The 12,952-nt window shown below is 75.2% G+C and carries 13 protein-coding genes, 2 pseudogenes and 1 riboswitch; of the genes and pseudogenes, 11 read left to right on the top strand and 4 right to left on the bottom strand.

All coding sequences use genetic code 11. The features are described 5' to 3' along the window. Positions 1 to 92: 92 nt before the first annotated feature. The 5 genes and pseudogenes from sigJ (at position 93) to BCAV_RS21730 (ending at position 5,107) form a co-directional block, all read left to right on the top strand. Positions 93 to 989 carry an RNA polymerase sigma factor SigJ gene (gene sigJ / locus BCAV_RS15240; RefSeq protein WP_015883509.1) on the top strand — a complete coding sequence of 299 codons (897 nt, stop codon included), beginning with the start codon at positions 93 to 95 and terminating at the stop codon, positions 987 to 989. Continuing rightward, the gene (locus tag BCAV_RS15235) at positions 986 to 1,807 is read left to right on the top strand and encodes an alpha/beta fold hydrolase (RefSeq protein WP_015883508.1); all 822 of its coding nucleotides are present in this window, start codon (positions 986 to 988) and stop codon (positions 1,805 to 1,807) included. The genes sigJ and BCAV_RS15235 overlap by 4 nt, the downstream gene beginning before the upstream one ends. Positions 1,808 to 1,853: 46 nt before the next feature. Then, positions 1,854 to 2,057 (top strand): annotated as a pseudogene (locus tag BCAV_RS23435) (DUF4386 family protein); the annotation flags it as partial. Then, positions 2,058 to 2,999, top strand: a pseudogene (locus BCAV_RS15230) (3'-5' exonuclease); the annotation flags it as partial. Between the two features lie 167 nt (positions 3,000 to 3,166). Then, positions 3,167 to 5,107 carry an acyltransferase family protein gene (locus BCAV_RS21730; protein WP_015883507.1) on the top strand — a complete coding sequence of 647 codons (1,941 nt, stop codon included), beginning with the start codon at positions 3,167 to 3,169 and terminating at the stop codon, positions 5,105 to 5,107. Between the two features lie 24 nt (positions 5,108 to 5,131). Here the strand turns inward: BCAV_RS21730 and BCAV_RS15220 are convergent, their stop codons facing one another. Genes BCAV_RS15220 through BCAV_RS15210 form a run of 3 tightly spaced genes read right to left on the bottom strand, consistent with a single transcriptional unit; the run spans position 5,132 to position 6,228 of the window. After that, positions 5,132 to 5,464, bottom strand: a complete 333-nt coding sequence (locus tag BCAV_RS15220; RefSeq protein ID WP_015883506.1) for a hypothetical protein — start codon at positions 5,462 to 5,464, stop codon at positions 5,132 to 5,134. A 1-nt stretch (position 5,465) separates the two neighbouring features. Further along, a complete protein-coding gene (locus tag BCAV_RS15215; protein ID WP_015883505.1) occupies positions 5,466 to 6,005 on the bottom strand; it encodes a Clp protease N-terminal domain-containing protein in 540 nt (179 codons plus the stop codon). Position 6,006: 1 nt separating this feature from the next. After that, positions 6,007 to 6,228 carry a hypothetical protein gene (locus BCAV_RS15210; protein WP_015883504.1) on the bottom strand — a complete coding sequence of 74 codons (222 nt, stop codon included), beginning with the start codon at positions 6,226 to 6,228 and terminating at the stop codon, positions 6,007 to 6,009. Between the two features lie 134 nt (positions 6,229 to 6,362). Here BCAV_RS15210 and BCAV_RS15205 point away from each other — a divergent pair, with 134 nt between their 5' ends. The 4 genes from BCAV_RS15205 to BCAV_RS15190 all read left to right on the top strand — a co-directional run bounded on the left by BCAV_RS15205 (position 6,363) and on the right by BCAV_RS15190 (position 10,498). Next, positions 6,363 to 6,794, top strand: coding sequence for a hypothetical protein (locus tag BCAV_RS15205; RefSeq protein ID WP_015883503.1), 432 nt, complete (start codon positions 6,363 to 6,365; stop codon positions 6,792 to 6,794). A 197-nt stretch (positions 6,795 to 6,991) separates the two neighbouring features. Then, complete coding sequence (gene sucC, locus BCAV_RS15200) at positions 6,992 to 8,179, top strand: ADP-forming succinate--CoA ligase subunit beta (RefSeq protein WP_015883502.1); 1,188 nt, start codon at positions 6,992 to 6,994, stop codon at positions 8,177 to 8,179. A gap of 37 nt (positions 8,180 to 8,216) precedes the next feature. Then, entirely contained in the window at positions 8,217 to 9,107 is an 891-nt protein-coding gene (gene sucD / locus BCAV_RS15195; protein ID WP_015883501.1) for a succinate--CoA ligase subunit alpha, read from the top strand. Between the two features lie 137 nt (positions 9,108 to 9,244). Next, positions 9,245 to 10,498 carry a cell division protein PerM gene (locus BCAV_RS15190; RefSeq protein ID WP_015883500.1) on the top strand — a complete coding sequence of 418 codons (1,254 nt, stop codon included), beginning with the start codon at positions 9,245 to 9,247 and terminating at the stop codon, positions 10,496 to 10,498. Here BCAV_RS15190 and BCAV_RS15185 read toward each other — a convergent pair. Next, positions 10,467 to 11,171: a hypothetical protein gene (locus BCAV_RS15185; RefSeq protein WP_015883499.1), complete on the bottom strand. Its 705-nt coding sequence runs from the start codon at positions 11,169 to 11,171 to the stop codon at positions 10,467 to 10,469. The two genes, BCAV_RS15190 and BCAV_RS15185, sit on opposite strands and share 32 nt — an antisense overlap. 103 nt (positions 11,172 to 11,274) lie before the next feature. Between BCAV_RS15185 and purN the strand changes: the two genes are divergently transcribed. Together purN and BCAV_RS15175 are read left to right on the top strand one after the other, a co-directional pair. Then, a complete protein-coding gene (purN, locus tag BCAV_RS15180) occupies positions 11,275 to 11,910 on the top strand; it encodes a phosphoribosylglycinamide formyltransferase (protein WP_015883498.1) in 636 nt (211 codons plus the stop codon). Further along, on the top strand, positions 11,907 to 12,812 hold the full coding sequence (locus BCAV_RS15175; RefSeq protein WP_015883497.1) for an alpha/beta hydrolase: 906 nt from the start codon (positions 11,907 to 11,909) through the stop codon (positions 12,810 to 12,812). Before purN ends, BCAV_RS15175 begins: the two co-directional genes overlap by 4 nt. Positions 12,813 to 12,829: 17 nt before the next feature. After that, positions 12,830 to 12,919, top strand: a riboswitch (ZMP/ZTP riboswitch). The last annotated feature ends 33 nt before the right edge of the window (positions 12,920 to 12,952 follow it).

The raw sequence follows: 12,952 nt of genomic DNA, 5'->3' as shown, positions 1-12,952 counted from the left end.
TAGCAGTCTCGTCCTGTAGCCATGAGTGAGAGCACGGCACGGAACACGACTCCGCCTCTCCGTCTCGTCGCGCGACAGCCGGACGTGGCACGGTGAGTGCGCGCTGCCAGATCCTCGCGGAGCTCTACGACGAGGCGCGGCCGCGGCTGGTCGGCGTGGCCTACGCGATCCTCGGGAGCTACGCCGAGGCCGAAGACATCGTCTCGGAGTGCTGGATGCGGCTCGTGGAGGCGGACGCGGGTCAGCCGGTGCTGGACGTCGAGGGGTGGTCGATCGTCGCGGTGTCGCGCGCGGCGATCGACGTCCTGCGGTCCGCTCACCATCGCCGCGAGTCGTATCCCGGTTCCTGGTTGCCGGAGCCGGTGGTCGATGCGGCGGACCCGGACCCTGCGGACCGGGTGACGCTCGACGATCGCCTCCGCTACGCGCTCCTCGTCGTCCTCGAGTCGCTCTCGCCGGCCGAGCGGACGGCGTGGGTGCTGCACGACCTGTTCGAGCTGACGTTCGCGGACGTCGCTCGGGTCGTCGGTCGATCGCCGGCGGCCGTGCGGCAGCTCGCAGCCCGCGCACGCCGGCACGTGGCCGAGCGTGCTCCGCGGTTCGACATCGCCCCGGCGGAGCACCGTGCGGTGGTGGAGCGGTTCCTCGCGGCCGCGACGGGCGGCAGCCTCGCCGATCTCGTCAGATACCTCGACCCCGACGTCGTGCTGACCAGTGACGGCGGCGGGGAGGTCAGCGCGGTCCGGCGCCCCGTCGTCGGCGCGGATCGGGTCGCCCGGTTCCTGGTGGGGATCGCCGGGCGGGTCCGACCCGACGAACGCGTCGTCGTCGTCTCGGTCAACGGAGCGCCCGGTCTGGCCGTGTTCCGCGCCGCCGCGCTCACGGACGTCATCGCGCTCACGGTCTCCGGTGGGCTCGTCTCGCGGGTCGACTTCGTACGAGCGCCGGCGAAGCTCGAGCGCGCCTGGCGCAGCGGAGCGGCATCATGAGCACCGCACCCGCCGGCCGCACGGTCCTGGCGCACGTGCGGCGCGGGAGCGGCGAGCCCGTCGTCCTGCTGCACGGCATCGGTGGCGACCGCGGCGTCTGGGACCGCGTGATCCCGATGCTCGCCGGGCACCATGACGTGCTGGCGGTCGACCTCCCGGGTTTCGGCGACTCGCCGACTCTCGCGCCCGGTGACGAGCCGAGCCCGAGGCGCCTCGCCGCCGCCGTCGCCGCGACGCTCGACGAGCTCCGCATCGAGCGCCCCCATCTGGTCGGGAACTCGCTCGGCGGCTGGATCGCGCTCGAGCTCGCCCAGCGGCGGCCGGTCGCCAGCGTGACGCTCCTCAGCCCGGCCGGGCTCTGGCGACGGCGGACCCCGGCGTACTGCCGGGTCAGCCTGCTCGGCACCTGGTGGGCGTGCCGCCGCGGCGCCGGCGTCCTCCATGCGTTGTCGCGGTGGCCGTGGTCCCGGCGACTCGTCTTCTGGCAGATCCTCGGTCACCCCGAGCTGGCCACGCCCGGTGGCGCGCAGGGTCTCGTCACGGCGATGGGCACCGGAGGGGGCTTCCGCTCGACGCTCGCCGCCACGCTCCCGATCCGGTTCGTCCGGCACGGCGAAATCGACGCTCCGGTCACGCTGGCGTTCGGCACGCGCGACCGCATCCTGCTCCCGTGGCAGAGCCGGTTCACCCACGAGCTGCCTCCGCAGACGATCGCCGCAGAGCTCCGCGGCGCTGGACACGTCCCGATGCCCGACGCCCCCGACGCCGTGGCGGCGGTCGTGCTGGCGACGACGGCTCGCGCCGTGCGGTCGAGCTGACCTCGTGCGTGCCCACGCTGGAGTCGGAGGAGAAGAGAGCACGCGGATGCGCGGCTCGTTCTCCGATGCGCGCTCCCTGTACCGGGTCACGGGCTGGCTGTACCTGGTCAATCTCGTCATCGCCGGCACGGCGACCGTCCAGGTGCTCCCGCGGTTGATCGTCCCCGGTGACGCCTCCGCGACGGCCGACAACGTTCTCGACGCGGAGTGGTTACTACGAGTCGCGATCACGGGGGACCTGGTCGCGATGGCGCTCGAGGCGGCCGCCGACGTGCCCGGCCTGGCGACGCGCGCTCTCGGCATCGTCACGGAGTTCGCGCGGCTGCTGGCCGACCTGCGTGCGATGGCCGCCGGCGGTGCCACGCCTGCCGAGGTGCTGGACTCCGCGCTCGACCGGTCGGGATACCTCGCCGAGCTGCGCGCGAGCGACGACCCGCAGGACGCCACGCGTGTCGAGAACCTGGCCGAGCTGCACGCGGTGGCGGCCGAGTTCTCCGAGGCCGACCCGGACGGCGACCTCGGCGACTTCCTCGAGCGCGTGGCGCTCGTCGCAGACACCGACCAGCTCCCGGACGACGACGCGTCGGGCGGCGTGGTCACGCTCATGACGGTCCACACGGCGAAGGGTCTGGAGTTCCCCGTCGTGTTCGTGACCGGGCTGGAGGACGGCACGTTCCCGCACGCCCGGTCGCTGGCCGACCCGGCGGAGCTCAGCGAGGAGCGCCGTCTGGCCTACGTCGCCCTGACCCGCGCCCGGGAGCGTTTGTACATCTCGCGTGCCGCCGTGCGTACAGCGTTCGGCGTACCGCACGAGCTGCCGGCGTCCCGGTTCCTCGACGACATCCCGGACGAGCTCCTGGACTGGCGGCGGGCGGAGTCGAGCATGCAGCAGCTCCGCGGGTCGTGGGGGAGCGGCAGCGTCGGGTCCGGCCGAGTCCGGTCGGGCGTCACCGGAGGGACGGGGCCGCGCACCGCGCCGAGCCAGGCCACCGGGGCGACGTTCGGGTCCGCGACGCCGCGCGCGGACGTGCCGAGCCTCGACGTCGGCGACCGGGTGACGCACGACGCGTACGGCCTCGGCACGGTCGTCGCGCTCGAGGGCGCCGGGTCGAGCCAGGTCGCGAAGATCGACTTCGGGACGGACGGCGTGAAGCGCCTCCTGCTGCGCTACTCGCCGGTCACCAAGCTCTGAGGCGCACCAGGCCGGGCGCCCGCCGATGTCACACTCCGGCCTAGCAGAACGCCGATGACACGATCCGGTCTCCGCCGCCGCGTCGCGCCGACGATGCGGGTGCACTGGCGATAGCGTGCGCCCGGGCCAGGAGTCGCGATGGGTCGCCGCGGTGTCGGGAGGTCGGTGTGAGCACGACGCTGACTCGCGCCCGCCCCGAGCCTGCCGCGCCGTCGCCGGGGCGGTCGGGGCGCACGACGACGGCGCCGCACGCTCCGAGCCGGCCGTCGTCGTCCCGGATCCGGGGTCTCGACGGGCTGCGCGCTCTCGCCGTGCTCGCCGTGCTCGTCTATCACACGTGGCCGCAGGCCCTGCCTGGCGGCTTTCTCGGCGTGGACGTGTTCTTCGTCGTGAGCGGGTTCCTCATCACGACCCTCCTGCTCCGGGAGGTGCGGGACGCGGGTCGCCTCGACCTGCGCCGGTTCTGGGCGCGCCGGGCGCGGCGGCTGCTGCCCGCTCTCGCGACGGTCGTCGTGACGGGGGTGCTGCTCGCACGTCTCGTCGAGCCCGATCTGCTCGTCGGCATCGGGCGGCAGGTGCTCGGCGCCGCGACCTTCTCGAGCAACTGGCTCGCCGTCGCCGCGGAGGCGAGCTACTTCGACCAGACCGCGCCGCAGCTGTTCGCGACGTTCTGGTCGCTGGCCATCGAGGAGCAGTTCTACCTGATCTGGCCGGTGGCGCTCGCCGTCCTGCTCGCGGTGGTCCGGACCTGGCGCGCCCGGGTGGCCGTGGCCGGCGCCGCGGCGCTCGCGTCGGCCGTGGCGATGGCGGTGCTCTACGCGCCGGGCGCCGACCCGACACGCGTGTACTACGGCACGGACACCCACGTCGTGGGTCTGCTCCTCGGCGTCGGCGCCGCGTTCTGGCTCTCCGGACGCGCGGGGCGTGGCCTCCCGCTGCCGTTGCGCCGGCTCGCGCCCGTGGCCGTCGTCGCCCTCGTCGCGCTCATGGCGCTCCTGCACAGCGACGCGGCGTTCACCTACCGCGGCGGCATCCTGCTCGCCTCCGTGCTCGCGCTGCTCGCCGTGCTCGGCTGCGCCGCCGGTCGCGGACCGTACGTGCGCGTGCTCGAGTCCCGACCTCTCGTGTGGGTGGGTGAGCGCTCCTACGGGATCTACCTGTGGCACTGGCCGCTGCTCCTCGTGGTCGCGGCGGCCGCGGACGCGCCCCCGCGTTCGCCTTCCTGGTGGGCGACGACGGCGCTCGCCCTGGCTGCCACGTTCGGGCTCGCCGCGGCGTCGTACCGGTGGGTCGAGGCGCCCGTGCGGCGCGACGGGTTTCGCGCGACTCTCGCCAGGGTCGCCACCGCCTCGCGCCGCCCCGCCCCGCGGCTCGCGGCGGCCCTCGTGTCGCTCGCCGTCGTCTGCGCGATGGTGGCGACGGCGACGGCGCCCCGCTCCTCGGGCGCTCAGCAGTCCGTGGAGGCGGGTCTCGCCGCGATCGCCGACTCCTCCGCTTCGTCTCCCGACGGCGACGCCGCCGCCGACCCCGGCACGGACGTCCCGCCGGATGCCGCGCCGTCAGCGGGCACGCCACCCGACGCCGCGCCCGAGGCGCCGCCGCCGGTCACCGGCGAGCAGATCAGCGCCTTCGGCGACTCGGTGCTGTCCGGCGCCGCGCCGGCCGTCCTCACCAGGTTCCCGGGGATCGCCCTGGACGCCGAGCCGATCCGCAAGTGGCTCGACGCCCCCGCGCTCGTGCAGGCGGCGCTCGACGCCGGAACCCTGCGGGACGTCGTCGTGCTGAACTTCGGCACGAACGGGGGGTTCCAGTTCGACGGGTCCGAGGACGCGATGCGCCAGGTGCTCGACCTCATCGGGCCCGAGCGCCGCGTCGTGCTCGTGAACACGGTCGGCGTCAGCTACTGGGTGCCTGACGCGAACGCACTCCTGGCGGCGATCGCCGCTGACTACCCGAACGTCGTCGTCGCCGACTGGCACGCCGCCGTCGCCGACCGACCGGAGCTGCTCCACTCCGACCGCACGCACCCGACGATGGCCGGGACCGAGGTGTACGCCGACGTCGTCCAGGCGGCACTGGCCGAGCTCGGGCCGCCGCCGCAGGGCTGACGCCGCAGGGCTGAGGGCGCGGCGTCAGGACCGCGGACGGCGCCGACGCCGGGCGGCTCGCAGCGGTCCGGGTCCAGGACCTCCGCGAGCGAGCGCGGCCAGCACGAGTGCCGGGGGCTCGCGGCGGACGAGCTGGCCCACGCGCCGGTCGCGTCGGCCGGCAGGCCCGACGCGGCGAGCGCTCCACGTCCCGACGAGCTGCAGCGGGTCCGCGTGGGCGGGGTCCCGCCGCCGCAGTCCCGCTCCGAGGCAGGCGAGGTCGACGGCGTCCTCGAGCCGGGCGGCGCGGACGGTGCGCGCCCAGCGGGCGACGCCGGCGTCGTCGTACCGGCGGAGGCGCACGCGGTAGGCGGGCACCTCAGGCCGCCGCCTCGGCGATCGCCGTCACGGTGATCGCGCGGAGGTCGTCGACGTCCGCGCCTGCACGCTGCAGCACGCGGCGGCCGGTGCAGTCGGCGCGCAGGATCCCGAGGAGCAGGTGCCCCGTGTCGATGTGCCGCTGGCGCAGCCGGATGGCCTCCCGCAGGGCGAGCTCGAGGGCCTTCTTCGTCTCTTGCTCGAACGGGATGTGCCCGCCGCGCGGGCGCCGTGATCCGGCGCGCTCGAGCGCACCGGATCCGAAGAGGGCGTCGGTGCGCGCCCGCACGGCATCGAGGTCGATCCCGAGGGTGGCGAGAGCCTCGGGGTCGAGGTCGTCCTCGGCGGCTCCGGCAGCGAGCTCCGCGAGACGCGGGGTGTCGAGCCCGGCGGTGCGCAGGGCCGCGCCGCCGGCGCCGCCGGTGTCGGCGACTCCGAGGAGCAGGTGCTCCGACCCGACCCGCGGCGCCCGCATCGCGCGGGCACGCTCCTGGGCGTGGACGACGGCGGCCCGCGCCGGGTCCGTGAACCTCTCGAACATGTCAGCCCTTCCTGCCGAGGGGGCCGCGGGCCCCGTGCTTCTTGTGCACCGCCTGCCGGGAGACGCCGAGCGCCTCCGCCACGTCCTGCCAGGACCAGCCGAGCGCGCGGGCTCGCTCGACCTGGAGGGACTCGAGCCGGTCCGCGAGCTCCCGCAGCGAGCGGACCGCGCGGAGCCCGACGGCCGGGTCGTCGCTCGTCGCCGCATCCATCTCCGTGGTCATAGCGTCAATCTAGGTTGACACCGCTCGAGATGTCAACTACGGTTGACGGCCGGATGGTGGGCGGGTGCGCCAGGATGGGCGATCGAGCGACCCGGCGGGACGGACGCGCCGGACGGGAGCGAGAGGAGGGCGCCATGCGCGCGCCGGGTTCGGGCGAGGCGATCGCCTACGTGATCGTTGGCCTCGTCGTGGTCGTCGGCCCGCTGGTGCTGGCGGCTGTCGGGTTCGGATGGTACCTCCTGTGGCGCTCGAGCGCCGCGGTGGTGGGCGTCGTCCCGGCCCGCGTCGCGGGCTCGGTGCCCGGCGCCCCGGCCGGGCACGTCCAGGTCGATCTCGTCGACCCGCGCGGGGTGCCCCGCCGGGTGGCCCTCGACGCACGGGCGGCCGGTGCGCCGCAGCCCGGGGCCGTCCTGCCGGTCTACGTCTCGCCGCGACGGCCGGCCGTCGCCTCGCTGACGCCGCCGGGCGGCGGCCTCCGCGCGCTCGGCGTGGTGCTGCTCGCCGTCGGCGCCCTGCTGGTGGCGTTCGCCGTCCTGGTCGTGGCGCTCGTCGTCGCCGACTCCTGACGCTCCTGCCGGGCCGCTGTGCCGGCAGGTTCTGGCGGCGATGTGGCCAACGGAACACCCGCCGTCGTCCGCCCCGCGTGTCCTCGCGCAGCGGAAGGGGACTACCCTTCCGAGGGATGTCTCGACGTCGAGGCATCGCTCCAGGCACCAGACACGGCCGCGACCTGCGGTCGCGGCGACGGAAGGACCAGGCACCGGTGGACCTGTTCGAGTACCAGGCACGGGACGTGTTCGAGAAGCACGGTGTCCCCGTGCTCGGCGGCATCGTCGCCACGACGGTCGACGAGGCGCGGGCGGCGGCCGAGACGCTGACGAGCGGCGCCGGTTCTGTCGTGGTCGTCAAGGCCCAGGTGAAGACCGGGGGCCGTGGCAAGGCGGGTGGCGTCAAGCTGGCGCGTTCGCCCGAGGAGGCCGCCGAGGCCGCCGAGCAGATCCTCGGGATGGACATCAAGGGGCACACGGTGCACCGCGTGATGATCGCCGAGGGTGCGAGCATCGCCGAGGAGTACTACTTCTCCGTGCTGCTCGACCGCGCGAACCGCAGCTATCTCGCCATGGCGAGCGTCGAGGGCGGCGTGGAGATCGAGCAGCTCGCCGTCGAGCGTCCGGAGGCGCTGGCGCGCGTCGCCGTCGACCCGCTCGTCGGCATCGACGCCGCCAAGGCGGCGGAGATCGTGGCCGCGGCGGGCTTCGCCGACGACGTCGCGGGCGCCGTCGCCGACGTGATCCAGAAGCTGTGGACCGTCTACGACGCCGAGGACGCGACGCTCGTCGAGGTCAACCCGCTCGTGCGGACGACCGACGGCCGGGTCATCGCCCTCGACGGCAAGGTGACGCTCGACGACAACGCCGAGTTCCGGCACCCGGAGCACGCGGAGCTCGAGGACGCCGCCTCCGCGGACCCGCTCGAGGCCAAGGCGAAGGCGCACGACCTCAACTACGTCAAGCTCGACGGTGAGGTCGGCATCATCGGCAACGGCGCGGGCCTCGTCATGAGCACGCTCGACGTCGTCGCGTACGCGGGGGAGCGGCACGGCGGCGTCAAGCCCGCCAACTTCCTGGACATCGGCGGCGGCGCCTCGGCGGCCGTGATGGCCGCCGGTCTCGACGTCATCCTCGGCGACCCGCAGGTCAAGAGCGTGTTCGTCAACGTGTTCGGCGGGATCACCGCGTGCGACGAGGTCGCCCGTGGCATCGTGCAGGCGCTGGAGATCCTCGGCGACAAGGAGAACAAGCCCCTCGTCGTGCGGCTGGACGGCAACGCCGTCGAGGAGGGCCGGGCGATCCTCGCCGAGGCGAACCACCCGCTGGTGACGCTCGCCGAGACCATGGACGGCGGGGCCGACGCTGCCGCCGCCGCGGCCCACTCCGCCGTCACCGCCTGATCCCGCCCGAACGAGACACGAGGACCACGACAGACTCATGGCGATCTTCATCGACGCAAGCTCCACCGTCATCGTCCAGGGGATGACCGGCTCGGAGGGCACCAAGCACACGACGCGCATGCTCGCGTCCGGCACGAACATCGTCGGCGGCGTCAACCCGCGCAAGGCCGGCCAGTCGCAGACGTTCCCGGCGCCGGACGGCGGGGAGGTCGACGTGCCCGTGTTCGGCACGGTGGCCGACGCCGTCGCCGCCACGGGCGCGAACGTCTCCGTGATCTTCGTCCCGCCCGCGTTCACCAAGGCGGCGGTGGTCGAGGCGATCGAGGCCGGCGTGCCGCTCGTCGTCATCATCACCGAGGGCGTGCCGGTCGCGGACACCGCCGAGTTCTTCACGCTCGCGCACGAGCGCGGCGTGCGGCTCATCGGTCCGAACTGCCCCGGCGTGATCAGCCCCGGGCTCTCGAACGTCGGCATCATCCCGGCGAACATCACGGGCCCGGGCAAGGTCGGGCTGGTCTCGAAGTCCGGCACGCTGACCTACCAGATGATGTACGAGCTGCGGGACTTCGGGTTCTCGACGGCCGTCGGCATCGGCGGCGACCCGGTCATCGGCACCACGCACATCGACGCCCTCGCGGCGTTCGAGGCGGACCCCGAGACCGAGGCGATCGTCATGATCGGCGAGATCGGGGGAGACGCCGAGGAGCGGGCCGCCGAGTTCATCAAGGCCAACGTCACGAAGCCGGTCGTCGGCTACGTCGCCGGGTTCACGGCGCCGGAGGGCAAGACGATGGGCCACGCCGGAGCCATCGTGTCCGGCTCGTCGGGCACCGCGCAGGCCAAGAAGGAGGCCCTCGAGGCCGCCGGCGTCAAGGTCGGCAAGACGCCGTCCGAGACCGCCGAGCTCGTGCGGGCGCTGCTGTCCTGAGCTGGTAGCCGGATCTTCCGGACGCCCGGGACGCGCCTCGCGTCCCGGGCGTTCTGCGTCCGTGTCGCGCACCGCCGGGGACACGCCGGAGCCGAGCGTCCCGCGCAACTCCCGTGCGCCGTCGGACCATGGGAGCGATGACGTCCACGCCCACGCGCCCCACCTCACCCGTCCGACCCGGCGGGACCGACGCGCGCCGCGTCGTCGAGGCGCCCGACGCCACGACCGAGTACGCGGTCCGGCGCCTGCGTGTCCCCGACGAGCTGCCGCGCGGTGTGCTGGCCGGGTTGGAGGGCATGCTCGGGTCGCTGCTCATCGTGGCGATCCCCGCGGTCGCGACGTACGTGGCCACCGTGAGCTCCCCGGTGCTCGGCGAGGCGAGCTGGATCGACGCCGCGCGTGCCGGTGCGGCTGCGTGGCTGCTGGGGTTGGGCCAGGTGCTCGACCTCGGTGCACCGGTGTCGGTGGTGCCGCTGGGCGTCACGCTGCTGTGCCTCGTGCTCCTGGCGGCGAGCGTGCGCCGGGCACGGCTGACGAGCCTCGCCGGCGTGGCGTCCGCCGCCGGGGCCGGGCTCGCCGTCGTCGTCGGCGCCTACGCGTTCGCCGACGTCACACCCGGCGTGCGGGGCGTCGTCGGCGCCCTCGCCGTCGTCGCCGGCGGCATCGCGATCGGACTTGCCAGGTCCGGCTGGCCCGACGCGCTCCGGGTGCCCGGCCGGATCCCCACCGACGTCATCGCGGGCATGCGCCTCGGTGTGCGGGTGCTCGTCCTGCTCGGCGCGGCCGGCGCCGTCGTCGTCGTCGCCGCCCTTCTCGGCGCCGCCGGTGAGGTGCGCGAGGTGCACGACGCCCTCGCCCCCGACGCCGTGAGCGCCGTCGTGCTCGTGGGCGCGCAGCTCCTCGTGCTCCCGACGGCGGCCGTCTGGGCGGTGGCGTGGCTCGCCGGACCGGGCTTCACGCTCGGCCCCGACGTCTCCGTGGCCCCGGACGCCGTCGTCGCCGGACCGCTGCCCGCGATCCCGGCGCTCGCCGCGCTGCCGGAGCCCGGTACCGCGTGGGCGTCCGCCGGCTGGGTCGTGCTCGTCCCGGTGCTGCTCGCCGCCGTCGCCGCGTGGCGTGCCACGCGTGGGCGGTCCGCCACGTGGCGGCAGCAGGCGACGACGGCGGGCGTCGCCCTCGGCGTCGTCGTCGCCGCCGTGGGGCTGGCCTGCTGGGCCGCGAGCGGCGTCGTCGGACCCCTCGTGGCGGTGGGGCCGTCGGCCCTGCTCGTGATGCCGGCGCTCGCCGTGGAGGTGGCCGTCGGCGTCGCCGCCGGTGCCGCGGCTGCCAGGCTGCTGCCGACGGGCCTGCGCTGGCCCGTCAGCCGGAGACCCGATCCAGCAGGTCGTTGAGGTTCTCGGTGTAGGTCGCCTCGCACGCGTCCCGCGCGCCGTGGGTCAGGGCACGGTCGAGGCACTCCTGGCGCTCGACCTGGACCGGCCACAGCACGAGCGTCGACGCGGACGAGACCAGGAACATCGTGCTGAGCACGAGCCCGACGGCCAGGAGCGCCATCGCTCCGCGGGACCCGAGCCGCCGCCCGGCCAGGAGCGCCCGGACGCCCACCACGATGGCGGCGACCGCCACGACCGGCGCGATCACGAGCCACGGCAGGCGGAGGGTCCCCGCGAGCATGGCGCCGAGGACCAGCAGCGCGAAGAGGCCGACCGAACGCGCGAAGGCTCTCGCATCCTCCGGCGTCGGCGCCGGGCGTTCCGGAGACACGGCGGGCGGCACGGGGCGCGCGGCAGGCGGCCGCCACGTCGGCTGCGGCCCGGTCTCGGGCGGGGGCGGGAGAGCGGCGCGGGGCGCGTGGTGAGCCGGGCTCGGCGGCGCGTGGCCGGCTCGCGGCTCAGCCTCGGGTGCCGGCGGGGCGGGAGCGGGTGCTGGCGGCGCGGCCGGCGGGGGCGCCGCGGTGCGGTCCGGGGCCGGCGGGTAGGCCTGCGGGAGGTGCGGTGCGACGACGTCCGCGGGGTCGGGACCGCCTGCGTCGTCGGCCTCGGCCCGGGTGTGCGGGTCGCTCACGTCGTCTCGTCCCTTCGTGCGCCGGAGGCGGCGCGGAGTCGCTCCCATTCTCGCGTACGCCCAGGCCGCTCTCGCCCGCGGGCGGCGGCTAGGCTCGGGTCTCGTGCCCGGACCACTGAGCAGCCCTGGCGCCCCCGCGCGCGTCGTCGTCCTCCTCTCCGGCGGCGGATCCAACCTCGCGGCGTTGCTCGCGGCCGCCGAGGAGCCCGCCTACGGCGTCCAGGTCGTCGGCGTCGGCGCCGATCGACCCGGCACCGGCGGCGCCGCGATGGCGCAGGAGCGCGACATCCCGACGTTCGTGGAGGTGGTCAAGGACCACGCGAGCCGCGAGGCCTGGGACGCGGCCCTCACCGACCAGGTCGCCGCCCACGCGCCCGACCTCGTCGTCTCCGCCGGCTTCCTCAAGCTGGTCGGCGCCACGTTCCTCGCGCGGTTCGAGGGGCGCTACCTCAACACGCACAACTCGCTGCTGCCCGCGTTCCCCGGGATGCGCGCGCCGGCCGACGCCCTCGTGCACGGCGTCAAGGTCGCCGGTGCCACGCTGTTCGTGGTCGACGCCGGGGTCGACGCCGGCCCGATCGTCGCGCAGGTCGCGGTGCCCGTGCTCGACGACGACGACGTCGAGACGCTCACGGAGCGCATCAAGGTCGCCGAACGCGCGCAGCTGGTCGACGCCGTCGGGCGGCTCGCCCGCGAGGGCTGGACGGTGGACGGTCGGCACGTCAGGTTCGGCGCATGAGCCCCGCTCGCGAGCTGACGGCGACGTCCGGCGACGTCACGCTCGCCGGCAGCCTGTGGCTCCCGGACGGCGACCCGGGCGCGCTCGTGCTGATGCACCCGGGGTCCGGGCCGTCGGACCGGCACAACGACGTCTTCTTCCCGCCGATCCGGGCCGCCCTGCTCGCGGCGGGCGCCGCCGTCTGCTCCTACGACAAGCGTGGCGTCGGCGGCTCCGGGGGAGACTGGCTCACCGCCGGCATCCCGGAGCAGGCGGACGACGTCGTCGCGGGTCTCGCGGCCGCGCGGCCCCACGTGGGCGGTGTGCCCGTGATCCTGTTCGGGCACAGCCAGGGCGGGTGGGTGGTGCTCGCCGCGGCCGGTGCCGCGGGCGCGGACGCCGTCGTCACGAGCTCCGGACCCGGGGTGAGTCCCGGCGTGCAGGAGCGTCACGCGACGCGCCGCCACCTGGGGGACGCCCCGCACGCCGCCGCCGACGCCGCCCTTTTCGACGAGCTCATGGATCTCGCCTCGGCCGGTGCGTCGGCGAGCGAGGCGCGCGCGTGGCTGGAGCAGCCCGATCGCGCGCCGGGGCTCGACCGGCTGCGTGCGCTCGGGGCGTTCGTGCCCGACGGCGACGACCTGTGGGGGCTCGCGGTGCGGCTCGTCGACGCCGACCCGGCGCCCGACCTCCGCGCGCTGCGGGTGCCGCTGCTCGCCGTCTTCGGCGCCCAGGACCCGGCCGTCCCCGTGCAGCGCAGCCTCGAGGTGCTGCGCGAGGAGGTACGCCCGGACCTGCTCGACGTCGTCGTGCTGGACGGCGGGCACCGCCTGGAGCACCCCGAGACCGACGAGCTGGCGCCCGACTACGTGCCGACGCTCGTCCGGTTCGTCGAGCACGTCGCGCGGGCGGCCGGCGGGTAGGCGACCGCCGCTAGACTCGTCTCGGCCGTGACTGGCGCGGGTGGGACCGACCACCGGGGAGCGGCCGAGGAGTCCTGATCCCGTCGTCGTCCGCCTGGGCGCCGGGTCCACGCCCCGCACGGGCGAGACCGCGTCCGCGA

The sequence above is a fragment of the Beutenbergia cavernae DSM 12333 genome (assembly GCF_000023105.1).
In the GTDB taxonomy this organism is placed as follows: Bacteria; Actinomycetota; Actinomycetes; order Actinomycetales; family Beutenbergiaceae; genus Beutenbergia; species Beutenbergia cavernae.
This window is presented reverse-complemented; position numbering and strand designations above follow the sequence as displayed.

Coding starts and splice junctions, on each gene's coding strand:
- BCAV_RS15190 (WP_015883500.1), top strand. CDS start 9,245: ATGACGTCCACGCCCACGCGCCCCACCTCACCCGTCCGACCCGGCGGG.
- sucD (WP_015883501.1), top strand. CDS start 8,217: ATGGCGATCTTCATCGACGCAAGCTCCACCGTCATCGTCCAGGGGATG.
- BCAV_RS15215 (WP_015883505.1), bottom strand. CDS start 6,005: ATGTTCGAGAGGTTCACGGACCCGGCGCGGGCCGCCGTCGTCCACGCC.
- BCAV_RS15175 (WP_015883497.1), top strand. CDS start 11,907: ATGAGCCCCGCTCGCGAGCTGACGGCGACGTCCGGCGACGTCACGCTC.
- BCAV_RS15210 (WP_015883504.1), bottom strand. CDS start 6,228: ATGACCACGGAGATGGATGCGGCGACGAGCGACGACCCGGCCGTCGGG.
- BCAV_RS15205 (WP_015883503.1), top strand. CDS start 6,363: ATGCGCGCGCCGGGTTCGGGCGAGGCGATCGCCTACGTGATCGTTGGC.
- BCAV_RS15235 (WP_015883508.1), top strand. CDS start 986: ATGAGCACCGCACCCGCCGGCCGCACGGTCCTGGCGCACGTGCGGCGC.